We start from the raw sequence: 26,947 nt of genomic DNA on the forward strand, positions 1-26,947 counted from the left end.
CGGCCCGACCGCTGATAGGCGGCCGGCGCAGCGATGCCCAAAGGGGGAGCGGATGCGCTTAGGCCGGCTCCCAGCCGGTCGTGCCCTCGGACTGCCGGAACGGTCCCGGCCCGAGATCGCCGTACCGCAGGAAGATCTGCATCGCCGGCTGCATCTCGCGGTGCAGGCGCTCCAGGCGGGCCTCCTGTTCGTCGGTCAGGCTGGCACGGCCTTCCGCGTCCTTTTCCGGCGGCTCGCCGAGATGGGTCGCCATCTCCGCCGTGTGCCACGTCGTGCCGCCGTAGGGCCGCTTCGGATCGACGCGCGGCACGTCGTAGGCCTGGTCCCATTCGAGGCTGAACGCCCGCAGCAGCCGTAGGTGCGCGTCGGTGACCTCGAAGGTGATGTGCTCGGGCGTCTCGCCGGTGGCCTCGTCGCGGAACACGTCGAGGAGCTCCCCCGGCGCAAGCTTGGCGAGCGGGTTGTGGTACTGGTAGCGGCCGGGCTTCAGCGTCGCGTTCTGCAGGAACACGGCGAGCGCATCGCCCATCGCCCGGTGCTCCTCGTCCGCGCCCTCGTCGTCGCCGGTGACGTTGAAAATGTCGCCGTCGCGGTCGGTGCTGCCGTAGGGCGCGTCCGGATGGATCATCGGCGCGCCGGTCTCCGCTCCGTTCCAGGCCACGACCATCCGCCGGATCAGCGCGATGCGCTCCAGCGTCAGGTCGAAGGTGTCCGTCTCGCTCATGTCGCCGGTCTGCCTCTCGCGCCCCTCGGGGCGGTCAAGGCCCCGTTGCAACGCTCAGTGGCCCAGCGCCCGCGCGGGTGCAAGCCGTGTCGCGACACTCTCAAGGGCCAACGCACGAAGCCGCGCGAGCGGTTTCGTGGCGCGAAAGCCTTGAGCCCGCGGAGGCGGGCGCCGGCGATTAAGGCCGGCCGGAACTCAGGCCGCCGGCTTCACGGTCTCGCGGGCGAGGAGGGCGTCGACCGCGTCGGGCAGGGCGTCGAAATGCTCGATGACCCAGTCGGGCGCCAGCTCGCGCATCGGCACGGGGGTGTAGCCGAAGGTCACGCCGACGACGGGGATGCCGGCCGCCTTGGCCGCGGCAACGTCGGCCTTCGAATCACCCACCATCACCGCGCGGCGGAGATCGCCCCCGGCGCGCTCGATGGTCGCGGTGATGTGGCGCGGGTCCGGCTTCGAGAAGGCGAAGGTCTCCTTGCCGACGATCGTGCAGAAGCGGTGGCCGATGCCCAGCGCATCGAGCAAAGCCACGGCGTGCGACTCGACCTTGTTGGTGCAGATCGCGAGGCGGAAGCCCGCCGCCTCCAGCCGGTCCAGCGCCTCGACCACGCCGGGGAAGAGGTAGGAATTGTCGGTGAGATGCTCGCCGTAATAGACGAGGAAATCCTGGAACAGCGTCTCCAGCCGCTCCGGCGTCAGGCTCGCGCCCGCGACCGTGAAGCCGCGCTGGATCAGGGCGCGCGCGCCCGCGCCGAGCAGGTCGCGGGCCTGTTCGAGGGGAAGCGGCGCTTGGCCGTCCCGAGCCAGGATGACGTTCAGGGTGCCGATGAGGTCGCCCGCGGTCTCGGCGAGGGTCCCGTCGAGATCGAACACGACGATCGGGGAGCTGTGCGCGTTCATCGGCGTCCCGGTGCGTTTCATTGTCAAGCTGGCTAGCGGTCGTCTCTCCTACGATCAACCCTAGCGGTTGATACCCGGTTAGCGCGGGCACTCAGTGTTGCCTCTCTGCCCAAGCTCCGCCACGGAGCAGGTGTTTGATCGCGCCGCCGATGATTCGCCGTTTCGCTCTTTCGCAACAAGACGATGTCCCGCCCCATGCGTGTTCCTTCGCGTCGTTCTCTCTCCCGGTCGTCCGCCGGCCTGCTCGTCGCGGCCCTGGCCGGACTGCCCTTGGCAGCCGAGGCTGCCGGGCCCTACGAGTTCGTGGCCGCGCCCGCGGTCGATCTGAACCGGATCTACCGGATCGATCGCGCCAACGGCGAGGTCACCTCCTGCCAGTACGGCCTGCGCGACGACAGCGTCGGCGTCACGCTGTGCTTTGCCGCCGGAGAGGGCGCCGGCCCGCAGACGCCCGGCGAGTACGGCCTGATCGCCTCGCGCCATGCCCGCGAGTCGGGGATCTACCGGGTCAACTACCGCACGGGCGAAACCAGCGCCTGCTACGTGCAGATCCGTCAGGAGCTCGTCGTCTGCACCGAGCAGGCCGGCCCGCCGCCCGCCGGCACCGCGAGCGGGGCGGGCGCCGCCGCGACCGGACCGGCCCCCGGCCGCGCCGGCCCGAGCGCCACGCCGCCGCAGGGAACGCGGCCCTGACCGCCGACGAAGCGCCGGACGCCGTTCTGGGCCCTTGGGAAGCATCCGTGCTTCTTAGCATCCGTCTTTTACGGTCGCCGGGAGGCGTGCTAGGGCCTGCCTCCCCAACCGTCCCAGATTCGCCGCCCCAGCTTCGATGGTCCGAGTGCCCCCGATGAATTCGCTTCCCGAGGTCGTTTCGTGAGCGCGCCGGATCTGAAGCGGGCGGCGGCCGAGCGCGCGATCCCCCTGGTCGAGGACGGGATGCGCCTCGGCATCGGCACGGGCAGCACGGCCGCGGCCTTCATCAAGCTGCTGGGCGAGCGCGTGCGCGCGGGGCTGAAAGTGACCGGCGTGCCCACCTCGGAGGCGACCCGCATCGCCTGCGAGCGCCAGGGCATCCCGCTCGCCACCCTCGAAGACCTGCCCGAACTCGATCTCACCATCGATGGGGCCGACGAGGTCGATGGAAGCTTGCGCCTCATCAAGGGCGGCGGTGCCGCCCTGCTGCGCGAGAAGATCGTCGCGGTCGCGAGCCGCCGCATGGTCGTGATTGCCGACGCCTCAAAGCACGTCGAGACCCTGGGTGCCTTTCCGCTGCCGGTGGAGGTGAACCTGTTCGGCATCGGCGCCACCACCCGCGCCGTCGAGGCGGCGGTGGCGCAGGCCGGCTGCACGGGCGAGATCGTGCGCCGCCACGACGCCTCTGGTGTCCCCCTCCTCACCGATGGCGGCCATGCCATCCTCGATCTGCGGCTCGGCCGCATTCCCGATCCGGAGGCTTTGTCCGCCGGGCTCTGGGCGGTGCCCGGCGTGGTCGAGCACGGCCTGTTCCTCGGCATCGCCGATGCGGCCATCCTTGCCGCGGCCGACGGCGATGCGGCCGTCGTCAGCGTTCTCGGCAGCCTCTAACGCCCGGCCGCCGCCTTTCCCTTCTTCGGAGCTTCTCCCGCATGGTTCTCCGTCTCGCTGCCCTGGGCGGCCCCTTCCTCGCGGCCCTGCTGTCGCAGGCCGTCCTCATGCCGGCGGCGCAGGCGCAGCAGCCGGCCGCCAAGCCCCCCGCCACCTCGCCGAAGCCGACGGTGAAGCCCGGCGCGGCCCCGCCGCCGGCCGCCGCACCGGAGCCAGATCTCAGCGCCGCCCACCTCGCACTCGCCCGCGAGGTGATGCTGAGTTCCGGCATCGCCCGCTCCTTCGACTCGATCATCCCGACCATGGCCGAGCAGATCCGCAAGAACGCGGTGACGCGGCCCGATCTCGCCAAGGATCTGGACGAGGTGCTGAAAGGGCTCGATTCCGAGATGGAGCTGCAGAAGCAGCGGCTGATCAACATCGCCGCGCGGATCTACGCCAAGCGCCTGAACGAGGCCGAGCTGACGGACATCGTCACCTTCTTCCGTTCGCCCGCGGGCAAGCGCTACGTCGAGACCCAGCCGCAGATCCTCGATGACATGGTCGGCGCCATGCAGGATTGGACCCAGGAGGTCTCGGAATACATCATGGTCCGCACCCGCGCCGAGATGGGCAAGCGCGGCCACCAGCTCCAGTGATCGCCGGCCCTAGAGCATCATCCCGAAAGGTGGTTGCCGGCTTTCGGAAAGAAGATGATGCAGAGACAAATGCCTAGAGCATTGTCCTGGATCAGGTATCCAGGACGATGCTCTAGCGCGGCGACGCGGCTCTACGCTGCCGGAGCCGTCGCGCTGGCGCTGGTGGCGCCGATGATGGCCCTCGCCAATCGGTCGAGCCCGCTCGTCGTCGGCATCGCGGCACTGCTGTTCCTCGCCGGCGCCGTCGCCGAGCGCGGCGGGCGCGCCGCCTCCGACCTGATCACCCCCCTGCGCTCTCTGCTCGGCCTCGCCGCGCTCGCCTTACTCGCTTGGTGCTTCGTCTCGCTGGCCTGGAGCCCGTTTCCCGCGCTCTGGGGCCGTGTACTGTCCGAATTCCTGCCGACGCTCGCCGCCGCGGCGATCCTCGCCCGGCTCGCGCCGGCCCGGCTGCCGCCCTGGGCGCTGCCCCTCGGCGCCGGATTGCTCGCCGCAGCCTGCCTTTTCATCGCGGCAAGCCTCGCCCTCGGGCTGGCGCCGCAGGCCTGGCTCGGGCAGCGCGTGGCCCTGTTCATGTTCAACCGCCCGCTGCTGACTGTGCTGCTGCTGGCCGGGCCCATCGCCGCCTTCCTCGCCCTGCGCGGCCATCGCCTCGCCGCCGTGATCCTGCTCGGGGTGGCGGCGCTGGCGATCCTGCGCTCGATCAGCGGCGCGGCCATGCTCGGGCTGCTCGCGGGCGCTGTGATGTTCGCGGTCGGGCGCTTGGCGCCCCGATCCGTGGCCCTGGCGCTCGCGGCGCTGACCCTCGGGCTCGCCTTCGCCCTGGCCCCGGTCGAGGGCGACATCCTCCACCGGCTAATGCCGGAGGCGGCGCATGAGCGGCTGACGCAGTCTTCGTCGCGGGCGCGGGTCGCCATCGCCCAGAGCTTCGGCGCCGCGGTGGCGCAGGCGCCCTGGATCGGCTCCGGCTACGGCATGGGCCTGCGCTTCGCCGAGGTGCCGGCGGCGGTGACACTCGAGCCGGAGATGCGGGCGATGCTGGCCGTCGGCCATCCGCATAACAGCTTCCTCCAGATCTGGGCCGAACTCGGCTTCGTCGGCGCGGCGCTCGCGGCATTGGTCGCCTTCCTGGCCCTGCGGGCGGCGGCGGCCCTGCCGCGGCTCCTATTCGCTACGGCGCTCGGCTTGTTGGGCGCGGCGGTGGCGGTGATGTTCGTCGAGCACGGCGCGTGGCAGGGATGGTGGACGGCGGGCCTCGGGGCCGCCATCACATGGCTGCGGGCGGCGGCTTGCGCCAAGCCCCCATACGAGCCCGCAGACGAGACTGAAGACGCGCGCGCATGAGCGAGACACCGATGAGCGAGTCCTTCGACGTCGACCTGTTCGTGATCGGCGGCGGTTCGGGCGGGGTGCGGGCGGCCCGCATCGCCGCCGGCCACGGCGCGCGGGTGATGCTGGCCGAGGAGTACCGCGTCGGCGGCACCTGCGTGATCCGCGGCTGCGTCCCGAAGAAGCTGATGGTCTATGCCGGCCGCTTCACCGACGAGTTCGAAGATGCCGCCGGCTTCGGCTGGCACCTCGAGACGCCGCGCTTCGACTGGGCCGTTCTGAAGCGCTCCCGCGACGCAGAGGTCGCGCGGCTGGAGGGCATCTACGGCCGCAACCTCGCGGGCGCAGGGGTCGAGGTCGTGGCCGACCGCGCGGTGATCGAGGACCCGCACACGGTACGCCTCGTGCACGCGGACCGCACGGTCCGGGCCCGCTTCATCCTGATCGCGACCGGCGCCACACCGGTACGCGAGCCGCTGATTCCCGGCGCGGAGCTCGCCATCGATTCGAACGGCGTGTTCGAGCTGGAGACCCAGCCCGAGCGCATCCTCGTGGTCGGCGGCGGCTACATCGCCGTGGAATTCGCGGGCGTCTTCGCCAGCCTCGGCTCCAAAACCACGCTGCTCCATCGCGGACAAAGCCTGCTGCGCGGCTTCGATCCCGAGATCGCCGACGCGCTCGGCGAGGCCTATGCCAAGCGGATGGATCTAAGGCTGGAACAGACCGTCGAGCGCCTGGAGCGCGACGGCTCGGCGATCCGCGCCACCCTGAACGGGGGCGAGAGCCTCACCGTCGATTGCGTGCTGGTGGCCACGGGCCGGCGACCGAACGTCGCCGGACTCGGGCTGGAACGGGTCGGGATCGACCTCGACGAACGCGGCGCGATCCCCGTCGAGGCGGATTCGCGCACCCGGGTGCCGTCGATCTACGCCGTCGGTGACGTGAACGGCCGCGCGGCGCTGACCCCCGTGGCGATTCGTGAGGGCCACGCCTTCGCCGACACGGTGTTCGGCAACAAGCCCTGGTGCGTCGATCACCGCCTGATCGCGACCGCCGTGTTCTCGACGCCGGAGATCGGCGTGATCGGCCACAACGAGGACGTGGCCCGGCGCTGCTACGGGGAGATCGACGTCTACAAGGCGAGCTTCCGCCCGATGAAGGCGACGCTCTCGGGCCGCGACGAGCGGGTGATCATGAAGATTCTGGTGGACCGGGCCAGCGACCGCGTGGTCGGCGTCCACGTGCTCGGGACGGATGCCGGCGAGATCATCCAGGCGGTCGGCATCGCCGTGACCATGGGCGCGACCAAGGCCGACTTCGATCGCACCATCGCCGTGCATCCGACGCTCGGCGAGGAGCTGGTGACGATGCGGACGCCGTTCGTGGTGAAGCATCCCGTCGGCGTGGGCTAGCCTCGTCGGAGTCACCGCGCTTGCGATAGCGAGTTTATCGATTTATAGACGTTTCTTGCTATAAACGCATAAGGTCGCTCAATATGGATGTGGTGCGCAACCCCTATGCACCGGGGGCTGGCACGCCGCCGCCCGAATTGGCCGGTCGTACCGATCTCATTCAGGAAGGTACGATTGCCATCCAGCGCATGGCTGCGGGGCGGCCCACCCAGAGCATCATCATGGTCGGTCTCCGCGGTGTCGGGAAGACCGTTCTGCTGAACCGATTCGAGGAGATGGCAACCGAGAGCGGGTGCAGGGTCTCGCTCGTCGAGGCGCACGAGGGAAAGGGCCTGCCCGAGCTTCTCGCACCGCATTTGCGGTCGATCCTTTACAGCCTCAGTCACGTCCAGAACGCGAAGGACTTAGCTCGGAGAGGGCTCCGTGGTCTCAAAGGCTTTCTGAACGGGCTGCGCGTCAACATCAGCGATATCGATTTCGGATTGAGCATTGATGCCGAGGAAGGGCTGGCCGACAGCGGAAACATCGAGGCTGACTTTCCGGAACTGATCGTCGCCGTCGCTCAAGCAGCGAAGGCCGCCTCGAAACCGGTCGCTCTGTTGATCGATGAATTACAATACCTGTCGGAAAAGGAGTTCAGTGCGCTCATCATGGGCGTTCACAAGGTCAATCAGAAAAATCTTCCTCTGATCGTCATCGGTGCAGGCTTGCCGCAAATCCGCGCGCTGGCCGGAAATTCGAAATCCTACGCCGAGCGGTTGTTTCGTTTTCCGGATATTGGCGCGTTGAAGACCTTGGATGCTGTTGAAGCCATTCAGCAGCCCGCCATGAGCGAGGGAGCGCGTTTCGATGACCGCGCCATCGCTCATATTCTCGCAATCACGGAACGCTACCCCTACTTTTTACAGCAATGGGGCTATGTTGCTTGGAATATTTCTCAAACAAATGTCATAACGGAAGAGACGGCGAGGCGAGCTGACGCTTTGGCGATTGCCGAATTGGACAAAAGCTTCTTCCAAATGCGGTTCGAGCGCTGCACGCCATCTGAAAAGCGGTACATGCGAGCGCTCGCCGAGTTCGGAGCAGGAAAGCAGAGATCCGGCGAGATCGCGGATTTGCTCGGCGTCAAGGTCCAGTCCGTCGCGCCGACCAGAAGCGCATTGATCAAAAAAGGCATGATCTATTCGCCCGCTCACGGCGATACCGAATTTACCGTTCCCCTGTTCGATCAATACATGAGAAGGGCGATCCCGATTTTCGGTGCGGGTCGCGTCTGAGGTCGCCTATTCCGCCGCCGGCAGGCTCAGCGACAGCAGCCGCGCCGTGCGCGCCCGGCTGCCGGTGTTCGGATCGGCGCTGGGCTCGAAGGCGCGGCGACCGTCGTCGAGGGCGCCGTTCACCGCGTCGATGGCGAGGATCAGCGCGCTGATCATCCGCGAATCGATGCTGCGCTCGCGGGCTTGGCGCACCACGTCGGTGATCAGCGCGTCGGTCTCGCGGGTGAGCGTGTCGAGGGCCGCCGCCGATTGCGCCTCGCGGGCTTCGGCCAGGATGTCGAGCAGGCGGTCGAGGACGATGTCGATGCGCTCGCGCCGCTTGCGGGCGAGGCGCTGGCCGAGCCACGCGACGCCCGAGCCCAGCGTGCCGCCGAAGAAGGCGAACAGGTAGATCCAGTCCTCGTAGCGATCGAGGAAGGTCTGCTGCTCGCGCTCGAAATAATCCACTGCGCCGGGATGGTTGGGAAGCTGGGCGCTCGTCGCCGTGACCGTGGTGTCGTAGTCGGGCGGCTTCATCTGATGCGCGATCGGGGCGGCGGCCGCGAGGCGCGAGCGCCACTCGAACAGGTGCTGCACCACGGAGGCGACGGCGACGCGGCTCACCGCGCCGCGGGCCATCAGCCGGTAGGAGACGCCCACCGTCTCGACATCCTCTTCCGGGCGCTTCGGCCGTCCGCCGAAGGTGCCCGCCGACAGGGTGACGGCCTGGAGCGTCGGCACGCGCTGCACGATCGCCTTCCCGTCCGGCACGCTGACGAGGGTGACCTTGCGCTCCGGCGAGGCCGCCTCGACCGCCCGCAGCATCGCCTGCGCCGGCTTGGCGGTGGGCGAGGCGATGATCGCCACCGCATCGACCCGCTTGCCCTCCAGCGCCGCGGTGATCTCGGTGGCCTTGAGCGGCACGAGGCCGATGCGTCCCGCCGCGAGGGCGTCGCTGGCGAGCGCCTCGTCTTCCGGGGCCGCCTTGAAGTCGTAGAAATCGAGCAGGCTCGTCAGCACCGGCAGGTCGGCCTCGTGGCGTGTGACGACGCCGAGGCGCCGGGTCGAGAGATCCGAAAAACTTTCGATCCCGTTGGCTTCGGGGGCGGCGACGATCAGCGCCTCGTCGTGGAGGATGGCCAGCGTCAGGCCGTTATCCGGAAGCTTCACATCGGGCCGCACCACGGCGAGGTCGGCGCGGCCCTGCTCCAGAGCGGCGGCGCTGTCGCGCACGTCGTCGAAGGGCGCGACCTTCAGACGCACGTCCTCGTGATTGCGGGTCAGCGCCCGCGCATAGGTCTCGATCAGCCCGGCTTCGACCCCGTCGCGCGGGCCGACCGCCACCGTGAGCAGCGTGGGACGTGATAGGGTGACGACGAGGCCGGCCACGGCCGCGAACCCGAGGGCCAGCAGCACGTAGAGCCATTCGCGCCTCATGAGCGTGGCCACCATGCGGCGGCGGAGCCCTCGAAATCGCGTGCGATCCATCCAAGATTCATGAATCGAAAACCTGTCCGGATCGTGAAGAACGAATGATCGCGCGAACCGTTTCAAGCCGACGTGATGGCCCAACAGATGGGCGACATGATGGGCGACCTGAAGCAAGGCCTGAGCCGCCGGTCACCGCCGCGTGGCTGGAACGGGTCACGACGCATTATCTTGACCGCTACGGCGCCTCGTCCGAGATGCTGCGCCGGGTGCTCGCCCGCCGCATCGACCGCCGTTGCCGCTCCCGCGACGAGGATGCGAGCGCGCATGCCGGCCTGATCGAGGAGACGGTCGCCCGCGCGCAGAAGGCCGGGCTCGTCGATGACGCGCGCTTTGCCGCCGCCCGCCTGCGCGGCCTGAGGCGGCGCGGCACCTCGACCCGGCAGGCGCAGGCGCGACTCGCCGCCAAGGGGATCGACCGGGAGACGATCGCGGCGACCCTTGCCGAGGAGGACGAGGCGGCCGGGACGCAAGAGGGCGAGGCCGATACCGAGGAGCGGGCGGCCTTTGCCTATGCCCGCCGCCGCCGCCTCGGCCCCTATCGCCGGCCGGAAACCCGCGAGGCCAACCGCGAGCGCGATCTCGCCGCCATGGCGCGGGCCGGTTTCTCCTACGCGCTCGCCAAGGCTGTGCTGGCCAGCGAGGCAGGCGAGGACGAGACATCCATCAACCAAGAGTGAGGGCTGCCCCTCGACATGACCGTCCACCGCTCCACGTCGAAGGCCACGCGGATCGCTTCCGCTTGAAGACGACGAGGACGACAGCATGACCGACCGCCACGCGAGCGCCCACTGGGAAGGCGACGGCAAGACCGGCAAGGGCAAGATCACGACGCAATCCGGCGTGCTCTCGGACAACCCCTACGGTTTCAACACCCGCTTCGAGAACGAGCCCGGCACCAATCCGGAAGAGCTGATCGCCGCCGCGCATGCGAGCTGCTTCACCATGGCGCTCGCCTTCCAGCTCCAGTCCGCCGGCCTCAAGGCGACCTCGCTCGACACCAAGGCGGTCGTCACGCTCGTGCAGGACGGCGACGGCTTCAAGGTGACGAAGTCGGCCCTCACCCTCAAGGCAGTGATCCCCGGCATCGATGGGGCGAAGTTCGATGAACTCGCCGGCAATGCCGAGAAGGGCTGCCCGATCTCGAAGCTCCTCAACGCCGAGATCACCCTCGACAAGACGCTGAGCCCGAGCTGAGCCGTCCCGGCCCTCCCGTCGCGCTGCGCGGCGGGAGGGCGCTTTTTCGGTGCGCAGGCTAACGCGCCGCATTGATCCCGGCGCGCGTGCGTTCATCTTCCGTTCGATGGACGAGAAGCTCGCGCGCAAGCTGCGCATCCTCGCGGATGCCGCCAAATACGACGCCTCCTGCGCGTCCTCCGGTGCGCCCAAGCGCAAGGCCGGCGCGGACGGGCTCGGCTCGACCACGGGCGCCGGCATCTGCCACGCCTACACTCCGGACGGGCGCTGCGTCTCGCTGCTCAAGATCCTGCTGACCAACTATTGCCTGTTCGACTGCGCCTATTGCGTGAACCGGCGCTCCTCGAACGTCGCCCGCGCGCGCTTCTCGGTCGAGGAGGTCGTGACGCTGACGATCGAGTTCTACAAGCGCAACTACATCGAGGGGCTGTTCCTCTCCTCGGGCATCATCCGCTCGCCGGACTACACGATGGAGATGCTGACCCGCGTCGCCAAGAAGCTTCGGCGCGAGCACGGCTTTCGCGGCTACATCCACCTGAAGTCGATCCCCGAGGCGAGCCCCTGGCTGATCGAGGAGGCGGGGCTCTACGCCGACCGGCTGTCGATCAACCTCGAACTGCCGACCGAGGCGAGCCTGAACCGCCTCGCGCCGGAGAAGGACGGCACGGCGATCGAGAGCGCGATGGGCCAGATCGGCGAGCGCATCGTCCAGGCCAAGGAGGAGCGCCGCCGCTTCTCGCCGGCCGGGCAATCGACGCAGGTGATCGTCGGGGCCGACGCCACCACCGACGAGGCGATGATCCGCAAATCCGCTTTGCTCTATGGCACCTACGGTCTCAAGCGCGTCTACTACTCGGCCTTCAGCCCGATCCCCGACGCCTCCGCGGCCCTGCCGCCCCAGGCGCCGCCGCTGCGGCGCGAGCACCGGCTGTATCAGGCCGATTGGCTGATCCGGTATTACGAGTTTTCCCCCGACGACGTGGCCGGGGCCTCCGAGGACGGCATGCTCGCCCTCGACATCGACCCCAAGCTCGCCTGGGCACTCAAGAACCGCCACTGTTTTCCCGTCGATGTGAACCGCGCCGACCGCGAGATGCTGCTGCGGGTGCCGGGACTCGGGGCACGGGCGGTCGATGCCATCATCAAGGCCCGCCGCCATGGCCGCCTGCGCCTCGACGACGTGGCCCGCCTGAGCTCGGGGCTGAAGCGGGCGCGGCCCTTCCTCATCGCCGAGGACTTCCGGCCGACGACGCTGACCGACCGGCTCGATCTGCGGGCGAAGCTCGCGGAGCCGGCCGAGCAGTTGAGTCTGTTCTGATGGGCGAGCCGTTGGAAAACCCCTCCCCCGCAGAGGGGGGAGGGCGTTTTGGCGGCGGCATCCATGTCATCAGCCTCGCCCCCGGCGCGGATCTTTCGGGGTTTCGCACCGCGGCGCGCCGCCTGATCGCGGCCGAGACCCCGCCGAAAAACATCGTCTGGCAGACCGAGGCTCCGAGCCTGTTCGGCGCCGAGTCCGGCTCCGTGGACGGCCCGCCGTTGCGGCTTCCCCGCGCGGTGACCGAGCTGATCCCGATGGTGGTGCCCCACCGCGATCCCGAGCGCTACGGCCTGCTCTACGCCCTGCTCTGGCGCGTCCTGCACGGTGAGCGGGCGCTGATGGATGTCCTGAGCGATCCGCTCGTCCACCGCCTCCACCGGATGCGCAAGGCGATCGGTCGCGACCTGCACAAGATGCACGCCTTCCTGCGCTTCCGCCGGGTGCCGGGGGAGGGGGCTGAGCGCTTCGTGGCGTGGTTCGAGCCCGACCACCACATCCTGGGGGCCGCGGCACCCTTCTTCGTCGATCGCTTCCGCGGGCTGACATGGTCGATCCTGACGCCGGAAGGGTCGGCGCATTGGGACGGCACGCTCCGCTTCGGCCCACCCGGCCGTCGCGAGGATGTGCCGGAGGGCGACGGCTTCGAGGCCGGTTGGCGCGACTATTACGAGAGCACCTTCAATCCGGCCCGGCTCAACCTCGATGCCATGCGCGCCGAGATGCCCCGCAAGTACTGGCGGAACATGCCGGAGACGGCGGCGATTCCCGGTCTCGTGCGGGCCGCGAGCGCCCGCGCGCAGGCGATGATCGAGAAGGAGCCGACGATGCCGGTCAAGCGTGACCCCGTCCGCGCCGTGGCGAAGATGGCCCAGGACGAGCCGGATTCGCTGGAAGCCCTCAACGCGATCATCGCCCGCTCCGAACCGCTGGTGCCCGGCGCCACACAAGCCGTGCTCGGCGAAGGGCCGGTCGGCGCGCGGATCGCCTTCGTCGGCGAGCAGCCGGGCGATCAGGAGGATCGCCAGGGCCGGCCCTTCGTCGGGCCGGCGGGTCAGCTTCTCTCCCGCGCGCTGGAAGAGGCGGGGATCGACCGGGGGGAGGCTTACCTGACGAATGCGGTCAAGCACTTCAAATTCACGCTGCGCGGCAAGCGCCGCATCCACGAGAAGCCGACCGCCGGCGAAGTGAGCCACTATCGCTGGTGGCTCGAGAAAGAACTGGACTTCGTCGCCCCCAAGCTCGTCGTGGCGCTGGGGGCCACCGCGGTGCTGTCGCTGACGGGCAAGCAGATCCCGATCACCCGCGCCCGCGGCCCCGCCGAGTTCGGGCGGCCGTTCGCGGGCTTCATCACGGTCCACCCCTCCTACCTGCTGCGCCTGCCCGACGAGGCGGCGAAAGCGGCGGCCTATCAAGCCTTTGTCGATGATCTGCGGCGGGCCAACGCCCTCGCGGCGTGAGGCGAGCGCTTCTCCCAGAGCGCTTTCCGACGAAGCGGTCACCGGTTCGGCGCAAGGAAGCCCGTTGATACAAAGACCAAGAGACGCCGGCCTGAGACAATCAGGCCGGATACGGCTCTAAGAGGCGCCGGGAAGCTGCAAAACGATCAATTGTAAGCAGCTCCAAACATCATCGATCAAGATCGAAACAAAACCCGTCATCCCGTGGATATGCAGGCAGCGTGCGCAAGCATTCGCGCGTGTCCGAAAATAATCCTTGGGAGAGATCCGATGAGAGCCCTCGTCTGGCACGGCACCCAGGACATCCGCTGCGATACGGTTCCCGATCCCGAAATCGAAGACGATCGCGACGCGATCATCAAGGTCACTGCCTGCGCCATCTGCGGCTCGGACCTCCACCTCTACGACCACTTCATCCCGGCGATGAAGAAGGGCGACATCCTCGGCCACGAGTTCATGGGAGAGGTGGTCGAGACCGGCCGCGGCCTGAACGGCGCGCTGAAGAAGGGTGACCGGGTCGTCATCCCGTTCACGATCATCTGCGGCGAGTGCGACCAGTGCAAGCGCGGCTTCTTCTCGGTCTGCGAGCGCTCGAACCGCAACCGGGATCTCGCTGCCAAGGTGTTCGGCCACGGCACGGCGGGCCTGTTCGGCTACTCGCATCTCACCGGCGGCTATCCCGGCGGGCAGGCGGAATACGTGCGGGTGCCGTTCGCCGACAAGACGCATATCAAGGTGCCGGATTCGCTCACCGACGAGCAGGTGCTGTTCCTCGGCGACATCTTCCCCACCGGCTGGCAGGCGGCGGTGCAGGCCGACATCCAGCCGCACGACACCGTGGCGATCTGGGGCGCAGGCCCGGTCGGGCAGATGGCGATCCGCTCGGCGATCCTGCTCGGCGCCAAGCAGGTCGTGTGCATCGACAGCGTGCCGGAGCGCCTCGACATGGCGCGGGCGGGCGGTGCGATCGTCATCGACAACAGCCGCGAGAGCGTGGTCGAGCGCCTGAACGAGCTGACCCACGGCAAGGGTCCGGAGAAGTGCATCGACGCGGTCGGCATGGAGGCGCATTCGCCCCGCGCCGTCGAGCAGGTCTATGACCGGGTGAAGCAGGCGATGATGCTGGAGAGCGATCGCGCCTCGGTGCTGCGGGAGATGATCTATGTCTGCCGCCCCGCCGGCATTCTCTCGATCCCCGGCGTCTATGGCGGCCTCGTCGACAAGATGCCGATGGGCGCGTTGATGAACAAGGGCCTGACGATCCGCGCCGGGCAGACCCACGTGAACCGCTGGACCGACGACCTCGTGCGGCGGATCGAGGAGGGCCAAATCGATCCCTCTTTCGTCATCACCCACCGGGCCGGGCTGGAGCAGGGCCCCGAGCTGTACCGGACGTTCCGGGACAAGAAGGACAATTGCATCAAGGTCGTGCTGCGGCCCTGACGACAGATACGGTTTCCGCTTGATCAAAGCGGGAACCGTATCTGTCAGCCCGCGCGGCGCTTGAGCGAAGCCCAAATCCGCCATCCCGAAGGGATCAACCGGATTTGGTATGACCCGATTCAATCTCGAAAGCGGAGGTGTCATGGCCCGCGACAACGACAGATCGAACGGCGGCGCGCTCGCTCGGATCGCGCCCGATTCTCGACGACGGCCCGATCCGGCGACGGAAGGGCTCGCCCAGGGACTCGGTTGGTTCTCTCTCGGTCTCGGCGCCGCCGAGATCGTCGGCGGTGCGGCGATCGCCCGCTGGCTCGGCAAGCCCGAGCTGACCCCCGTCATCCAAGCTTACGGCGTGCGCGAGATCGTCACCGGCGTCGGCATCCTCGGCACGCAGGATCCCACGCCCTGGATCTGGGGGCGGGTCGGGGGTGATGCCGTCGATATCGCCACGGTGCTGCCGGCCCTGGAGGAGAGCAACCCGAAACGGGGCAACGCGATGATCGCGCTCATGGCCCTGGCCGGCGTCACCGCCCTCGATGTGGTCTGCGCCCACAACCTGTCGGAGGCGCCGCTCCGTCCCTCGCGCCGGGTCCGCAGCGATTATGGCCGCCGCAGCGGCTTCCCGGAATCGCCGGAGGCGATGCGCGGCCGGGCCAGCGATTTCGAGCCGCCGCTCGACATCGTCGGGCCGCAGGCGATGCGGCCTTGGACGTCGGCCGAGGCCTAGGGCGCCGAGGCGGCGTACAAGCCGTCTCCGCGTCAAGGCCGCTTCCGCGTAAAGACCGCCTCACGCGGCGAGGCGCTCGCGGTCCGCGCGGTAGCTGAGGATCAGGTGCTCCGGGATCATGCCGGCGGCCACCGCCACGGCGATCGCGCGCGGGCGTGCGATGCGCTTGGGCGCGACCACGATCTCGGGCAGGGGTTCGGCCGAGATTTCGGGCAAGAGTTCCGGCAGGGGTTCCGGCACGAGTTTGGGCAAGAGTTCCGGAACGATCTCCGCCAGCGGCTTCGGCGAGGGCGCCGCGATCTGTGCCGGGATCGGCGCCGAGGCGGCGGCACGGTCGGCCATGAACTGCGCGATGATCGCGTCAGCGAGGCCGGCGAGCACGATCTCGGCCGATTCCGGCACGCTCGCCGCGTCCGGCCCGGCCGAGACCACGGTCGCGCCGATCCGGTCTTCCGGCCGCGGCGCCAGCGGCCACGCGGTCGAGGCGTCGGGCATGTTCGGCTCCAACGTGGTGGAGGCCGGGGACAGGACGAGGATTTCGGAGGGCGCGGTCGCGGCGACGACCTCCACCGGCGCCGGTGCGGTGAGCAGGATGGCGGCCTCGCCCGTTTCCTGCGCCTGCGCCCCGGCCTGCTCGTGCGCCAGGATGCGGGCCTCGTCCCGCGCCGCCTCGGCCTCGAAGCGGGCGAGCAGCGCCATCAGGCCGCGTGCCTCGGTGAAGGGCAGGGTCTCGCAGGCGGTCAGCGCCGCCTCGATCATCGAGCGGGCGAGACGCGGCCCGTCGATGCCGTTGCGGCCGTCATTGGAATCGCGCCACACGGTCAGCGCCGCGCGCACGGCCGGCAGCAGCAGGTCGGGCAATCCGGCGCGGCGATGCAGGGCGGAAAAGCCCGCTCCCTGCGGCTCGCGCATCAGCCCGGCGACGCGGGCGCGGCTCAGTCCGCTCAACTCGGCCAGCGCCATCTCCGCGAAGGGCAGGCGCAGTGAAAGGACCGCCCGCAGCATCAGCCCGGCGGTGAGCTGCTCCTGCACCCGCAGATGCGCGACGAGCCGGGCGAGCCCTGCTGCCCCGGCCTCGTCGCTGAGCGCCAGCGCTGCCGCGTCGCGGGCCTCGCGGGCGGTGCGGGCGCCGCGCTCGGAGCTGATCCAGCCGGCATCCTGGCCGAAGCGCGAGAGCTGCTCGGCGATCAGGGTGACGATGGCGTGGCGCACCTCGATGGCGAGATCGGTGCGCGCGAGCAGGGCTTGGCGCAAGGCCGCGTCGTCGCCATGCCGCTCGACCATCCGCAGCAGCGCGGCGGTGCCGATCGCGGCGAAGGGATTCTGTGCCAGGGCGATGAGCGAGGGGGCGCCGCCCACCTCCGCCAGGGCGGCGGCGACCGGCTTCGACAGGTCGAGCCGCCCGGCCACCGCGGTGCGGGTTTCCTCGCAGCCCATCGCGACGCAATCGACGAGGTCGGCATCCATCAGCACGGGCGAGCGCGCCAGCACGAGGCAGGCGATGTCCGGCTGGTCGGAGGCGAGCGCCACGATCAGCGGGCGCGGTGCCTGATCCGAATCGGCGCAGGCCTGCGCCAGCGCCCGGCGCACCGCCGCGGCGGGGTCGTCGAGCAGGGCGAGCAGGGCCGTCTTGGCTTCCCAGGCCGCCTCCGGGCCCAGCGTGCCCTGGAGGTAGCTGCGGGTCAGCGCGCCTGCGGCCTCGGCGCGCCGCTCGGGGGATGCGTTCTGGGTGAGGGTGAGGAACTGGCGGAGAATCATGAGCCGCTCCTGAGCCGGAAGGCGGAGGGATCGAACAGCGAGTTTTTCGCAGGTGTGGCGGGTGGCCGGTCCGTCGTCGGGCCGGCCATGAAGGTGGTGGTCGCTGCCGCCATCGCCGTCAGTCCGGCGGGCCGGCGCGGCGGCAGCGGCACGACGATGGCCTCCGAGGCGGCCGCGGTGTCCGCCACGGCCGTGCCCGTCGTCGTGATGTCGCTTCTGGCGGCGCTCGGCGCGGCCGTACTCTCGGTCTCGTTCCAGGCGTCGGAGCGCGGAAAGTAGGTCGGGCCGGTGCGCTCCGCATTGCTCGCGGCGGCGCGGTTCTGCCAGAGCTTGGCCACCCCTTCCGACACCGCGCCCTGGCGCCGGTCGGTCTGGAACAGCGAGCGCAGACCGCCCTCCAACGAGGCGTAGGACGTCGGCGGGTTCGCGTCGGCCGCGGCAGTCGCGACCGGGGTCGCCACGCCGGAGGTGGTCTGGCTCAACAATCCGTAGAGTTCGGAGGCGCTGCGCGGGCGCCCGGCGCGGTCGTAGAACAGGCTGCGGTTGGCGGCGGCCGCCTCCGGCATGTCGAGGGCGGCGGGCCGGGACGGGTTCGCCTGCGCCGACGCGATCAGGGCGCTCGCGCCCTTCGCCCCGAGGACATGGGCCGCGTAGAGGTCGCCCGCATTCGGCTCGCGCCCGAGCGCCGCGCTCAGCGCCTCGCCGTTGCGCTGCGTCAGCGCGCCCGCCATCGCCGCCGAGACCTTGGGATCGCGGCGCAGGTCGAGGATCGCCTGCCGCGCTGCCGGGTCCGCCACGCTGTAGCGGCCGTCCGCGCCGGAGGAGATCGCGTCGGCGTAGGAGGAGAGGCCGAGCTTGGGCCCGGCATTCTTCATGACGCCGAGCCAGGTCTGCTCGATGAACTGGAACAGGCCGGTCGCGGTGGAGGTGCTCGCCTTGGCCGAGGGGTTGAGGCTCGATTCGCGCTGGGCCGTGGCGAGCAGGTAATCGAAGCCGACGCCGCTCGTCTGCGCCCCTTCGCGGATCGCATCGACGACCTCGCCGCTCGCCGCGGCCGCCCGCGCCGGGGCGGCGGTCTCGCGGGTGGCGACGGGAGAATTGTTGAACAGGAACATGACGTGTCCCGCCGGGACCGTCATTCGGCCCCGCGAGACCCGACTTTCCTGCACATATGGTAAAGGAAGCTTGAATGAGGCCGTTTCCCAACCTGTCGCATCACAAGAAAGCGTAGGTTTTCCGCCCGCTTGGGCAGAAAGGCGCCGTTCTGAATCCGCCCCGATCCATCGAAGGCCGCATGCGCCCCGCCTCGCCCCAATCCGAGCCTGACGGCCTGCGCCGGGCCGTCGTCATCGTGGACGCGGCATCGGCCGCTGCGGCTCTGGCGGCGGGCGCCGATGCGTTGGTGTTCGAGGCCGGGCTTCCTCCGGGGTTCGTAGCGGATCTGCGGGCGCGCCGGCCGGATCTGACGCTCTACGCCACGCTCGACGGTCCCGACGATTCCAGCCTCGATGCACTCATGGCGCAAGCGCCGGACGGCGTGCTGCTGCGCGATGCGCGCTCCGGCCGCGACGTGGCCGCCCTCGGGGGCCGGCTCGCCGTCTGCGAGGCGCAGGCCGGCCTGCCCGACGGCGCGACCGCGATCCTCGCGGTGATCGGCCATCCCCTCGGTGTGCTCGACGCCCGCAGCTTTGCCGGAGCGAGCCCGCGGCTGACCGGCCTCGGCCTCGACGCAACGGCGTTTGCGGTCGTCCTGCGAGAAACGGGCGCGCTCGCCCAGGCCCGCAGCCTTGTCCGCCTCGCCGCCGCGGCCGCTGGGGTGGCCGCCTTCGACATGGTGACAGAGGGCGAGGATTGCTCACCCGAGCGGCTTGCGGCGGTGCAGCAAAACGGCTTCGAGTGGGTCGTGGTGCGGGCCCCGGTGAGCGTCGCGGTCCGGCCGCGCGACGGCGCCGGGTGAGGCATCCCTCGGGCGCAAGCGGGACAGGAGAGGTTGCCATGCTCACCGTCTACGGCGACCGCAAGTCGGGCAATTGCCTGAAGGTGGCCTGGGTCGCGGCGCATCTCGGGATTGACCTCGACTGGCGCGAGCTCGACATCCTGAAGGGGGAGACGCGCACCCCCGACTTCCTCGCCCTCAACCCGGACGGGCGCGTGCCGACCCTCGTGCTGGAGGACGGGCGCAGCCTCGCCGAGTCGAACGCGATCATCGGCTATCTCGCCCGCGATTCCGCGCTAATCCCGGCGGATGCCTTCGCGCAGGCGAAGATGCGGCAATGGCTGTTCTGGGAGCAGTACAGCCACGAGCCGTACATCGCCGTGCGCCGCTTCCAGCTTCTCTATCTCGGCCGGTCGGAGGCCGAACTGGAACCGAAGCTGTTCGAGCGGGGCCACGCCGCGCTGGCGCTGATGGAGGGCGCCCTGGCGGAGCGGCCCTTCCTCGTCGGCTCCGCCTTGAGCCTCGCCGACGTGGCCCTCGTGGCCTACACCCGTCTTGCTCACGAGGGCGGCTTCGACCTCACGCCCTATCCGGCCTTGCGGGCCTGGATCGCCCGCGTCGAGGCCGGACTCGGGATCGGCGCGGCGGACCGATCCGGCGTGACGTCGTAACCGGAGCCGGCGTGCAAACGTGAAGCTGACCCAGATCGTCGCCGTGACCGCTGCGCTCCTGGCCGGGCCTGTGACGGCGTGGGCTTCGGATCACGCGGCCCACCGCATCGTCGGCGATGAACGGGAGATCGTCAGGCGTTACGAAACCTCGGGTCGAAACGGCAGCAGTTCATCGAATTCGCGGGGCAGCGACGCCCTTCTCGAACGGGTGGTCGCCGTCAGGGACGACGGCGTGGAGCTGGAATATGATCTGCCGAAGAACACGTCCGCGCCGGACAGAGCGCGCCAGTGGCAGTTTCCGGCCCGCCTGTTCAAGCCGTCGAGCGGGCCTGCAAAGCTGGTCAATGCTGACGAGATCGACGCGCGCATCGACGCGTGGATCAAGGCGGCCGGGCTGACGCGGGCGTCATGCGGGGGCTGGCTGTTCACGTGGACCATGTTCAAGATCGAGTGCGATCCGCAATCCATCATCGCGACGGTCGAGGCGATCGACCTGCGATCCCTGAGGGCCGGCGAGGGCGAACCCTACCGGGATATCGAATCGCGGGTGTCCGGGATGTTGACGCGGACGCAGGCCGGCCCACGCGGCGAGACCTACACCGCGCTTCTCCCGATCGATCCCGACGCGGTCCGCCGAACACGCGCCGAAGGGGATGTTGCTGTCGCGCAGATCATGGATAAGACGTTGACCCTGGATGACGCGCTTCGCAGGCGGGCGCGGGACACCATCTCGGGTACGATCGCGATCACGCTCGAGACGGATGCGGCTGGGACGGTCTGGCGTCGAACGAGGGTCACGACACTGGAAGCCGTCGGTTCGGACGGGACGCCGGAAAGCTCGACCCATACGGAGATCGTGACGCATCGGGCGGCCTCGGAGCAGCGGCCGTGAAGGACCGCTTCCGATCCTCGCGGCTCTGGACCCGATCAGGCCGATAGACCCGGCACGCCCTCGGCCGCCCTTGGGCAGCCGCAGCTCGAACCGGTTTTCGGACTCGGTGGTCAGCGCATGTTCGTAACCAAAGCAACGGCGCTTGGCTTTGGATTAAAACCGTTCCATTTCGCGAGGGCGGCCCCTGTCCGATGTCGCGACATGCCCCGAGAGGAATGAATGGTGGTCTCACGATACGGACGTGCCCTGGCTGCGGGTGTCGCGCTGGCTCTCCTCGGCGGTCTTCCGGCCCGAGCGCAGGACAGCTCGACGGCCGAGCAGACCATCGACGTCATGAACACCCTGTTCGGCAAGCATCCCGGAAAGCGTGCCAACCACGCCAAGGGCGTGGTCGCCGAGGGCAGCTTCACCCCCTCTGCCGACGCGGCGAAGATCAGCAAGGCGTCCCTGTTCGCGGGGCCGGCCGTGCCGGTGACGATCCGCTTCTCGGATGCGACCGGTGTGCCGACGATCGCGGACGGCGCCGCCAACGCCAATCCTCACGGCATGTCGCTCAAGTTCAAACTCGGCGACGGCTCGGATATGGACGTCGTCCTGAACTCGCTCGCCTATTTCCCTGTCGCCACCGGCGAGGAGTTCCGCGACCTGCTGAAGGCGGTGTCCGAGAGCGGGCCGGACGCGAAGAAGCCGACCGCACTGGAGCGCTTCGTCGCCACGCACCCGGCCGCCGCCACGGCGGGTTCCACGGCCAAGACCCCGTCGAGCTTCGCCCGGCAGACCTATAACGGCGTCAACGCCTTCGTTTTCGTCGATAAGGACGGCAAGCGGCAGCCGTTCCGGTTCCGGGTCGTCCCGGTTCAGGGCGAGGAGATTCTGGCCCCCGAGGAGGCGGCCAAGCGGGAGCCGAACTACCTCGTGGACGAGATCGGCCCACGCGTCGCCAAGGAGCCGGCGAAGTTCCGGGTGCTGGCGCAACTCGCTGAGGCGGGCGATCCCACCAACGACGCCACGAAGCCGTGGCCGGAAAGCCGGAAGACCCTCGACCTCGGCACGCTGACGGTCACCAAGGTCGTGCCGGACAGTGCTGAGGCCGAGAAGGCGCTGCTGTTCATGCCGAACGCGCTCACCGACGGCATCGACGTGTCGGACGATCCGCTCATCGATGCGCGTGTTCAGGCCTACGCGGTGTCGTTCGGCCGGCGCGCGCAATAGGCGATCGGTGTGGCCGGGATCGCTCCGCCTAACGGGCGGTCCCGGCGGCCGGAGCCGAGGATCCGGCGGGGCGCGGCGTATCCGAGGCGCCGGTGCGGGCCCCGTCCTTCGTGGCGCCCGAGCCGGTCAGTCCACCCGCACCCACGCTGCCCGTGGAAGGGGTGGCCTCATTCCGGTCTTTTGCCGGGGACGGGGAAGCGGCCCGTTTGTCCTCGGCCGCCGCAGCGCTGCCGGCGAGACCGGTGAGAAGCGCAGCACCCAGGAGAATTCCGCGTCCAGACAGTCCCATCATGCATTCGCTCCCGCGTGCGGCAGGTCGTGCTGCCGTCCTGCGTCACCAACCGCAGGCGCTCGGCCGTGTTCCGGGGCCTCGGTTCCTGGGTTCCGCAGACCAAGCAGCGATCACGCCGATCGGGACCTCACCCCACGCCGTCAGCCGGCCTTCGGCCGTCGCAGCTCGAACCGGTTCTCGGACTCGGTGGTGAAGTAGTCGAAATAGCCGCCGCGCAGGATCGGGCGCATGGCGCCGGTATCGACCCGGCCGTCCTTCACGAAGCGGTCGTCCACGTAGATTGAGACCACCTGCCCGATCACCATGAAATTCGCCGGCTCACCCCCGCCGAGCGGCACCAGCGGCACGGTCTGAAGCCACTTGCACTCGATCGCCGCGGGCGATTCCGCGACGCGGGGCGGGCGCACGCGGCGCGACGGCGCGGGGGTCAGTCCGGCAAAGCCGAACTCGCTCTCGCCCCGTGCCAGCGGCGCCGAGGTGGCGTTGACAGCCTCGCGCAGATCGAAGGTGGCGAGGCTGCACACGAACTCGCCACCCTCTTCCGCGAAGGTCATCGCGTCCTTGCGGCCCGACGAGGAGAACATCACCATGTCGGGCTCGCCGCCGACCGCGTTGAAGAACGAGTAGGGCGCGAGGTTCACCCGCCCCGCCCGGTCCATGGCGCTGATCCAGCCGATCGGGCGCGGGGCGACGATGGCTTTCAGCGGGTTGTGCGGCAGGCTGGGCGTCTCGGCCTCGTAATACATGGGGTCAGCCTCAAAGCCGCGTGACGATCTGGGCGAGGTCCGGCCGCGGCCGGTCGGAGGGCACCTCACGGGCGCGGCCGATATGGATGAAGCCGGCGATGCGCTCGGCCGGGTCGAGCCCGAGGGCATCGAGCACCCGGCGGTCATAGGCGAACCACTCGGTAAGCCAGGCGGTGGCGTAGCCCGCCGCGTTGGCGGCGACCACGAGGTTCATGCAGACGGCGCCCACCGACAGCACCTGCTCCCATTCCGGAATTTTGACGTGCGGCCCGGCGCGGGAGACGACACCCACCACCATCGGCGCATGGGCGAGGCGCTGCCGCTCTTGCGCACGCCGCTTCTCGTCGGCTTGGGGGAAGTCGGCGAGGAAGGTCTGCTCGATGATCGCGCCGACGCGCTCGCGCGCCTCGCCCTCGATCACGAGGAAGCGCCAGGGGCTCAGCTTGCCGTGATCGGGCACCCGCGCCGCGATCGCGAGCCAGCCATCGAGTTCCTCCGCCGTGGGGCCGGGTCCGTCGAGCAGAATCGGCGGCACCGAGCGGCGGGTACGCAGCAGGTCGAGGGTGCTGCCCTGCGCGGCGTCTCGAATCTCGGTCATGGACAATCCGCGTGCAGAGGCTGAAGGATGGGTGATACTCACTTGCCGACCGCCATGCCGCCGCCACGGTCGGGTTTCAAGAGCGCGCAGGTGCACTACGGGCGCAACGAGGGCCAACATGGCCCCGGACGGCGCGGGCAGAAGGATCGAGGGACGATGGGACGCGGGTCCGCAGGCTGCAGAACCGTCGCCTCGGTCTTTGCCCTGGCTGCTCTCCTCGCGATCCCGCCCGCGGCCGCGCAGGCGCCGACGCCGTTCGGGCCGGGCCTGCCCTCGCCGGGCGTCACCGGGCCGGTGCTGCCCCCGCCCGCGGCGGAGGGCGAGGCTGACCTCACGCTCTCGGCAGTCTTCGTTGGCGCGAACGGGCCGATCCGCTCCGGCCTGACCTGGCGCGTCTACGGCGAGAACGGGGACGGTACCCGTCCGGCCATCGTCGCCCGGTCGAACGATCCCGCCCCGACCTTCAAGCTCGCGGCCGGCGCCTACGTCGCCACCGTCACCTACGGCTATGCCAGCGCCTCGAAGCGCATCACCATGGCGGGCACCGCCAACACGGATCAGCTCCGCGTCGCCGCGGGCGCGCTCAAGCTGTCGGGGGCGGTCGGCGACCAGAAGATTCCGGGCAACCAGCTCGGCTTCTCGGTCTACGTGCCGATCGGGACGAATTCGGAAGGGCGCCTCGTGCGCAGCGGCATCAAGGCCGGCGAGATCGTGCGTCTGCCCGAGGGCACCTACCACGTCGTGTCGAGCTACGGCGATTCGAACGCGATCCAGCGCGCCGACCTCCGGGTCGAGAACGGCAAGGTCACCGACGCGACCATGAACCACCGCGCCGCGACCGTGACCCTGAAGCTCGTGGCCGCCCCCGGCTCCGAGGCCTTCGCCGGCACCGCCTTCAGCGTGCTGACACCGGGCGGCGACACGATCCGCGAGGCGATCGGCGCCTTCCCGTCCGTCACGCTGGCCGAGGGCGACTACGTGCTGATCGCCCGCCACGACGGGCAGGTCTTCACCCGCGAGTTCAAGGTGGAGAGCGGCATGGACCGCGACATCGAAGTGGTGGCCAAAGGAAGCTGAGCCCGATGCGCCTGCGCAAGACCGCCCTCGCGGCCCTTCTGATCCTGTCCGGCGCAGGTGCGGCGGGCGCCCAGACCGTCGTGGACGGCTCGGAGGCCGGCGTCGGGGCGGAGGCGGCGCGGACCGCGCTGAGCCTGATCGAGCGGCAGATGCGCGACCCCGAGGCGAAGGTGGCCGGCCTGCGGATCGGCCGGGCCGGGGCTTTGTGCGGCACGGTCGATCTGCGCAACCGCATGGGCGCCTATACCGGGCCCCGGCCGTTCGTAGCCGACCTGTCCGAACCCTTCCTCGGGCGTCTGCCCGAGGGGCCGGAACTGCGCAGCCCGGGCTCCGTGGCGGCGTTCCGGGCCATGGAGCGGGCGAAGGCGCTGTTCGAGGCGAACTGCACCGCCGGCTGATCGCGTGTTCAGCGAATAGGGTCAGCCGGTTGGTGGATCAGACCCCCCCATCGTGAGGTGCGGAGCGAAGCGGAGGCCTCGAAGGAGGGCTCCAGACGGCGCCGCGATCCCTGGAACCGTCCTTCGAGGCCGCTCCGCGGCACCTCAGGATGAGGTAAGTCCTGGGAAAACCAGTCGAATAGAATCTCAGGCGAACGGCACGATCAGCGGCAGCGCGAGCAGGGCGCCGGCGGCGAGGACGATGGCATCGCGCAGGCGCCGGCCGATCCAGGCGCGGGCATCGGGATGCTGTGCGTGGGTGTCTTCAAAAAACGTCATGGTCTGTCTCCTGTCGGTTCGATGGCCCCGATATGACGGCGCCGCCGCTTTCCCGACAGGGACGGTTGCGGTACGATTTCAACGAACTGTCCGGGACGAGCGCTGGTACAGTTCGGAGGGACAGTCATGACGGTGACAGTCGCGGAACCGGTCCTCTCGCGGGTCGAGACGGTGATGCGGGCCATCGAGGCGCGGATCGAGGGCCGGGCGCTCGGCCCCGGCGCGCGGTTGCCCTCGGTGCGGGGCCTCGCCGACAGCATGCAGGTCTCGAAATCGACCGTGGTCGAGGCCTATGACCGGCTGGCGGCGCGCGGCGCCATCGTCTCGCGGCCGGGCTCGGGCTTCTTCGTCTCCGCCCGCCCGGAGCCGCTCTGCCTCACCGCGATCGGGCCGCGGCTCGACCGGGCAGTCGATCCGATCTGGATCACCCGGCAATCACTCGAGGCGCGGCCGGATTCTCTGAGGCCCGGCTGCGGCTGGCTCCCGCCGGACTGGTTGCCGGAGGCGGAGCTGCGCCGGGCGCTGCGCCAAGTCGCCCGCCAGAGCGCGGCGGTGATGTTCTACGACACGCCGCAGGGCCACGCCCCCTTGCGTCAGCACCTCGCGCTGCGGCTGACCGAGCGCGGCATCCGCGCCCATCCCGATCAGCTCGTGCTGACCGATTCGGTGACCCACGCGCTCGACCTGATCATCCGCTTCCTCGCCGAGCCCGGCGATACGGTGCTGCTCGACGATCCCTGCTACTTCTCGTTCCAGGCGCTCGCCCGTGCCCACCGCCTGAATATGGTCGGCGTGCCGTTCGGGCCGGATGGGCCGGATCTCGCCGCGTTCGAGCAGGCGCTGATCGAGCACAGGCCACGCTTCTACATCACCAATTCCGGCCTTCAGAACCCGACGGGCGCGACCCTGAGCCCGGTCGCCGTCCATCGCATCCTGCGGCTTGCCGAGATGCACGGCACGCTCATCGTCGAGGACGACGCCTATGCCGATTTCGAGGCGGAGCCGGGCCCGCGGCTCGCCGGCTTCGACGGGCTCGACCGGGTGATCCATGTCGGCGGCTTCTCGAAGACGATCTCGACCGGCGCCCGCGTCGGCGCGGTCGCGATCCGCGGCGACTGGGTCGAGCGCCTCGTCGATCTCAAGCTCGCGGTCTCGCTCAGCGACAACCACCTCACCGCGGCCACCGTCCACCGCTTCCTGGCCGAGGGCAGCTACCGCCACCATGTCGATGCCATGCGCACCCGGCTGGCGGAGGCCCGCGGCACGGTGGTGCGGCGGCTCGCGGAGGTCGGCGTCACCGTGCCCTTCGTGCCGACGGGGGGCATGTTCCTCTGGGCGCGCCTGCCGGACGGCCTCGACGCGGCCGAGATTTCCCGCCGGGCGCTCGCCCGCGGCGTGGTGCTGGCGCCGGGCAACGTATTCTCGCTGAGCCAAGGCGCCGCCGGCGCCATGCGCTTCAACGTGGCGCAATGCGCCGACCCGCGGGTGTTTTCGGAGCTGGCGCGGGCGATGGAGGGGTAGACGTTTCAGCAACAAGCCGAGTCTTAATCTTTTGCGTGTATCCGAGGACGCGCAAAGTTCA

27 protein-coding genes are annotated in these 26,947 nt (G+C 69.6%); 19 read left to right on the forward strand and 8 right to left on the reverse strand.

All coding sequences use genetic code 11. The annotated features are described in order from the left end of the window. Window positions 1-58: 58 nt before the first annotated feature. A complete protein-coding gene (locus tag OVA30_RS07750; RefSeq protein ID WP_268175096.1) occupies window positions 59-724 on the reverse strand; it encodes a hypothetical protein in 666 nt (221 codons plus the stop codon). Between the two features lie 195 nt (window positions 725-919). Further along, entirely contained in the window at window positions 920-1,621 is a 702-nt protein-coding gene (gene gph, locus OVA30_RS07755) for a phosphoglycolate phosphatase (RefSeq protein WP_268175098.1), read from the reverse strand. A gap of 195 nt (window positions 1,622-1,816) precedes the next feature. Between gph and OVA30_RS07760 the strand changes: the two genes are divergently transcribed. The 6 genes from OVA30_RS07760 to OVA30_RS07785 all read left to right on the forward strand — a co-directional run bounded on the left by OVA30_RS07760 (window position 1,817) and on the right by OVA30_RS07785 (window position 7,858). Then, window positions 1,817-2,314: a hypothetical protein gene (locus OVA30_RS07760; RefSeq protein ID WP_015822764.1), complete on the forward strand. Its 498-nt coding sequence runs from the start codon at window positions 1,817-1,819 to the stop codon at window positions 2,312-2,314. Between the two features lie 180 nt (window positions 2,315-2,494). Beyond that, window positions 2,495-3,205, forward strand: a complete 711-nt coding sequence (gene rpiA, locus OVA30_RS07765) for a ribose-5-phosphate isomerase RpiA (protein ID WP_268175100.1) — start codon at window positions 2,495-2,497, stop codon at window positions 3,203-3,205. Between the two features lie 41 nt (window positions 3,206-3,246). Continuing rightward, on the forward strand, window positions 3,247-3,843 hold the full coding sequence (locus tag OVA30_RS07770) for a DUF2059 domain-containing protein (RefSeq protein WP_015950948.1): 597 nt from the start codon (window positions 3,247-3,249) through the stop codon (window positions 3,841-3,843). A gap of 171 nt (window positions 3,844-4,014) precedes the next feature. Further along, the gene (locus OVA30_RS07775; protein WP_268177466.1) at window positions 4,015-5,184 is read left to right on the forward strand and encodes an O-antigen ligase family protein; all 1,170 of its coding nucleotides are present in this window, start codon (window positions 4,015-4,017) and stop codon (window positions 5,182-5,184) included. Next, entirely contained in the window at window positions 5,181-6,581 is a 1,401-nt protein-coding gene (gene gorA, locus OVA30_RS07780; RefSeq protein WP_268175103.1) for a glutathione-disulfide reductase, read from the forward strand. Before OVA30_RS07775 ends, gorA begins: the two co-directional genes overlap by 4 nt. 83 nt (window positions 6,582-6,664) lie before the next feature. After that, on the forward strand, window positions 6,665-7,858 hold the full coding sequence (locus OVA30_RS07785; RefSeq protein WP_268175104.1) for an ATP-binding protein: 1,194 nt from the start codon (window positions 6,665-6,667) through the stop codon (window positions 7,856-7,858). Window positions 7,859-7,864: 6 nt separating this feature from the next. Here OVA30_RS07785 and OVA30_RS07790 read toward each other — a convergent pair whose 3' ends face one another. Then, window positions 7,865-9,274 (reverse strand): TAXI family TRAP transporter solute-binding subunit, encoded by a 1,410-nt coding sequence (locus OVA30_RS07790; protein WP_056506426.1) that lies wholly within the window; start codon window positions 9,272-9,274, stop codon window positions 7,865-7,867. 248 nt (window positions 9,275-9,522) lie between these two features. On the opposite strand from OVA30_RS07790, the gene OVA30_RS07795 reads away from it, so the two are divergent. From OVA30_RS07795 to OVA30_RS07820, 6 genes are all read left to right on the forward strand, one after another. After that, on the forward strand, window positions 9,523-10,005 hold the full coding sequence (locus OVA30_RS07795) for a RecX family transcriptional regulator (protein ID WP_309247841.1): 483 nt from the start codon (window positions 9,523-9,525) through the stop codon (window positions 10,003-10,005). Window positions 10,006-10,090: 85 nt separating this feature from the next. Beyond that, complete coding sequence (locus OVA30_RS07800) at window positions 10,091-10,522, forward strand: OsmC family protein (RefSeq protein ID WP_012253743.1); 432 nt, start codon at window positions 10,091-10,093, stop codon at window positions 10,520-10,522. A 106-nt stretch (window positions 10,523-10,628) separates the two neighbouring features. Then, entirely contained in the window at window positions 10,629-11,840 is a 1,212-nt protein-coding gene (locus OVA30_RS07805; RefSeq protein ID WP_268177467.1) for a putative DNA modification/repair radical SAM protein, read from the forward strand. Further along, entirely contained in the window at window positions 11,840-13,297 is a 1,458-nt protein-coding gene (locus OVA30_RS07810) for a UdgX family uracil-DNA binding protein (protein ID WP_268175106.1), read from the forward strand. Before OVA30_RS07805 ends, OVA30_RS07810 begins: the two co-directional genes overlap by 1 nt. Before the next feature lie 270 nt (window positions 13,298-13,567). Continuing rightward, window positions 13,568-14,740: a zinc-dependent alcohol dehydrogenase gene (locus OVA30_RS07815; RefSeq protein WP_012253746.1), complete on the forward strand. Its 1,173-nt coding sequence runs from the start codon at window positions 13,568-13,570 to the stop codon at window positions 14,738-14,740. Between the two features lie 142 nt (window positions 14,741-14,882). Continuing rightward, window positions 14,883-15,467 carry a cyclase dehydrase gene (locus OVA30_RS07820; RefSeq protein WP_082290456.1) on the forward strand — a complete coding sequence of 195 codons (585 nt, stop codon included), beginning with the start codon at window positions 14,883-14,885 and terminating at the stop codon, window positions 15,465-15,467. A gap of 60 nt (window positions 15,468-15,527) precedes the next feature. On the opposite strand, the gene OVA30_RS07825 is transcribed toward OVA30_RS07820, so the two are convergent. Together OVA30_RS07825 and OVA30_RS07830 are read right to left on the reverse strand one after the other, a co-directional pair. After that, window positions 15,528-17,225, reverse strand: a complete 1,698-nt coding sequence (locus OVA30_RS07825; protein ID WP_268175107.1) for a DUF2336 domain-containing protein — start codon at window positions 17,223-17,225, stop codon at window positions 15,528-15,530. After that, entirely contained in the window at window positions 17,222-18,340 is a 1,119-nt protein-coding gene (locus OVA30_RS07830; RefSeq protein WP_268175108.1) for a transglycosylase SLT domain-containing protein, read from the reverse strand. Before OVA30_RS07830 ends, OVA30_RS07825 begins: the two co-directional genes overlap by 4 nt. A 179-nt stretch (window positions 18,341-18,519) precedes the next feature. Between OVA30_RS07830 and OVA30_RS07835 the strand changes: the two genes are divergently transcribed. The 4 genes from OVA30_RS07835 (at window position 18,520) to OVA30_RS07850 (ending at window position 21,936) form a co-directional block, all read left to right on the forward strand. Beyond that, window positions 18,520-19,182, forward strand: a complete 663-nt coding sequence (locus OVA30_RS07835; protein WP_268175109.1) for an aldolase/citrate lyase family protein — start codon at window positions 18,520-18,522, stop codon at window positions 19,180-19,182. A gap of 38 nt (window positions 19,183-19,220) precedes the next feature. Beyond that, entirely contained in the window at window positions 19,221-19,832 is a 612-nt protein-coding gene (locus OVA30_RS07840) for a glutathione S-transferase family protein (protein ID WP_268175110.1), read from the forward strand. 19 nt (window positions 19,833-19,851) lie between these two features. Continuing rightward, on the forward strand, window positions 19,852-20,724 hold the full coding sequence (locus OVA30_RS07845) for a hypothetical protein (RefSeq protein WP_268175111.1): 873 nt from the start codon (window positions 19,852-19,854) through the stop codon (window positions 20,722-20,724). A gap of 219 nt (window positions 20,725-20,943) precedes the next feature. Beyond that, on the forward strand, window positions 20,944-21,936 hold the full coding sequence (locus tag OVA30_RS07850; protein ID WP_268175112.1) for a catalase family peroxidase: 993 nt from the start codon (window positions 20,944-20,946) through the stop codon (window positions 21,934-21,936). 432 nt (window positions 21,937-22,368) lie between these two features. Here the strand turns inward: OVA30_RS07850 and OVA30_RS07855 are convergent, their stop codons facing one another. After that, window positions 22,369-22,974 carry a flavin reductase family protein gene (locus OVA30_RS07855; RefSeq protein ID WP_012253755.1) on the reverse strand — a complete coding sequence of 202 codons (606 nt, stop codon included), beginning with the start codon at window positions 22,972-22,974 and terminating at the stop codon, window positions 22,369-22,371. Between the two features lie 10 nt (window positions 22,975-22,984). Then, complete coding sequence (locus tag OVA30_RS07860) at window positions 22,985-23,572, reverse strand: nitroreductase family protein (protein WP_268175113.1); 588 nt, start codon at window positions 23,570-23,572, stop codon at window positions 22,985-22,987. Between the two features lie 156 nt (window positions 23,573-23,728). Between OVA30_RS07860 and OVA30_RS07865 the strand changes: the two genes are divergently transcribed. Continuing rightward, window positions 23,729-24,649: a hypothetical protein gene (locus OVA30_RS07865; protein WP_042508835.1), complete on the forward strand. Its 921-nt coding sequence runs from the start codon at window positions 23,729-23,731 to the stop codon at window positions 24,647-24,649. Between the two features lie 5 nt (window positions 24,650-24,654). Continuing rightward, entirely contained in the window at window positions 24,655-25,047 is a 393-nt protein-coding gene (locus OVA30_RS07870; protein WP_056460827.1) for a hypothetical protein, read from the forward strand. Between the two features lie 186 nt (window positions 25,048-25,233). Here the strand turns inward: OVA30_RS07870 and OVA30_RS07875 are convergent, their stop codons facing one another. Further along, window positions 25,234-25,365, reverse strand: coding sequence for a hypothetical protein (locus OVA30_RS07875; protein WP_003599152.1), 132 nt, complete (start codon window positions 25,363-25,365; stop codon window positions 25,234-25,236). Between the two features lie 126 nt (window positions 25,366-25,491). Between OVA30_RS07875 and OVA30_RS07880 the strand changes: the two genes are divergently transcribed. Continuing rightward, window positions 25,492-26,886, forward strand: coding sequence for an aminotransferase-like domain-containing protein (locus OVA30_RS07880; RefSeq protein WP_268175114.1), 1,395 nt, complete (start codon window positions 25,492-25,494; stop codon window positions 26,884-26,886). The last annotated feature ends 61 nt before the right edge of the window (window positions 26,887-26,947 follow it).

It is taken from the genome of Methylorubrum sp. SL192, assembly GCF_026672325.1.
Taxonomy (GTDB): domain Bacteria; phylum Pseudomonadota; class Alphaproteobacteria; order Rhizobiales; family Beijerinckiaceae; genus Methylobacterium; species Methylobacterium extorquens.

Excerpts from the sequence above, each read along its gene's own strand:
- OVA30_RS07750 (WP_268175096.1), bottom strand. The coding sequence starts at position 724 with ATGAGCGAGACGGACACCTTCGACCTGACGCTGGAGCGCATCGCGCTG.
- gph (WP_268175098.1), bottom strand. The coding sequence starts at position 1,621 with ATGAACGCGCACAGCTCCCCGATCGTCGTGTTCGATCTCGACGGGACC.
- OVA30_RS07760 (WP_015822764.1), top strand. The coding sequence starts at position 1,817 with ATGCGTGTTCCTTCGCGTCGTTCTCTCTCCCGGTCGTCCGCCGGCCTG.
- OVA30_RS07770 (WP_015950948.1), top strand. The coding sequence starts at position 3,247 with ATGGTTCTCCGTCTCGCTGCCCTGGGCGGCCCCTTCCTCGCGGCCCTG.
- OVA30_RS07775 (WP_268177466.1), top strand. The coding sequence starts at position 4,015 with ATGATGGCCCTCGCCAATCGGTCGAGCCCGCTCGTCGTCGGCATCGCG.
- gorA (WP_268175103.1), top strand. The coding sequence starts at position 5,181 with ATGAGCGAGACACCGATGAGCGAGTCCTTCGACGTCGACCTGTTCGTG.
- OVA30_RS07785 (WP_268175104.1), top strand. The coding sequence starts at position 6,665 with ATGGATGTGGTGCGCAACCCCTATGCACCGGGGGCTGGCACGCCGCCG.
- OVA30_RS07790 (WP_056506426.1), bottom strand. The coding sequence starts at position 9,274 with ATGAGGCGCGAATGGCTCTACGTGCTGCTGGCCCTCGGGTTCGCGGCC.
- OVA30_RS07795 (WP_309247841.1), top strand. The coding sequence starts at position 9,523 with ATGCTGCGCCGGGTGCTCGCCCGCCGCATCGACCGCCGTTGCCGCTCC.
- OVA30_RS07800 (WP_012253743.1), top strand. The coding sequence starts at position 10,091 with ATGACCGACCGCCACGCGAGCGCCCACTGGGAAGGCGACGGCAAGACC.
- OVA30_RS07805 (WP_268177467.1), top strand. The coding sequence starts at position 10,629 with ATGGACGAGAAGCTCGCGCGCAAGCTGCGCATCCTCGCGGATGCCGCC.
- OVA30_RS07810 (WP_268175106.1), top strand. The coding sequence starts at position 11,840 with ATGGGCGAGCCGTTGGAAAACCCCTCCCCCGCAGAGGGGGGAGGGCGT.
- OVA30_RS07815 (WP_012253746.1), top strand. The coding sequence starts at position 13,568 with ATGAGAGCCCTCGTCTGGCACGGCACCCAGGACATCCGCTGCGATACG.
- OVA30_RS07820 (WP_082290456.1), top strand. The coding sequence starts at position 14,883 with ATGGCCCGCGACAACGACAGATCGAACGGCGGCGCGCTCGCTCGGATC.
- OVA30_RS07825 (WP_268175107.1), bottom strand. The coding sequence starts at position 17,225 with ATGATTCTCCGCCAGTTCCTCACCCTCACCCAGAACGCATCCCCCGAG.
- OVA30_RS07830 (WP_268175108.1), bottom strand. The coding sequence starts at position 18,340 with ATGTTCCTGTTCAACAATTCTCCCGTCGCCACCCGCGAGACCGCCGCC.
- OVA30_RS07835 (WP_268175109.1), top strand. The coding sequence starts at position 18,520 with ATGCGCCCCGCCTCGCCCCAATCCGAGCCTGACGGCCTGCGCCGGGCC.
- OVA30_RS07840 (WP_268175110.1), top strand. The coding sequence starts at position 19,221 with ATGCTCACCGTCTACGGCGACCGCAAGTCGGGCAATTGCCTGAAGGTG.
- OVA30_RS07850 (WP_268175112.1), top strand. The coding sequence starts at position 20,944 with ATGGTGGTCTCACGATACGGACGTGCCCTGGCTGCGGGTGTCGCGCTG.
- OVA30_RS07855 (WP_012253755.1), bottom strand. The coding sequence starts at position 22,974 with ATGTATTACGAGGCCGAGACGCCCAGCCTGCCGCACAACCCGCTGAAA.
- OVA30_RS07860 (WP_268175113.1), bottom strand. The coding sequence starts at position 23,572 with ATGACCGAGATTCGAGACGCCGCGCAGGGCAGCACCCTCGACCTGCTG.
- OVA30_RS07865 (WP_042508835.1), top strand. The coding sequence starts at position 23,729 with ATGGGACGCGGGTCCGCAGGCTGCAGAACCGTCGCCTCGGTCTTTGCC.
- OVA30_RS07870 (WP_056460827.1), top strand. The coding sequence starts at position 24,655 with ATGCGCCTGCGCAAGACCGCCCTCGCGGCCCTTCTGATCCTGTCCGGC.
- OVA30_RS07875 (WP_003599152.1), bottom strand. The coding sequence starts at position 25,365 with ATGACGTTTTTTGAAGACACCCACGCACAGCATCCCGATGCCCGCGCC.
- OVA30_RS07880 (WP_268175114.1), top strand. The coding sequence starts at position 25,492 with ATGACGGTGACAGTCGCGGAACCGGTCCTCTCGCGGGTCGAGACGGTG.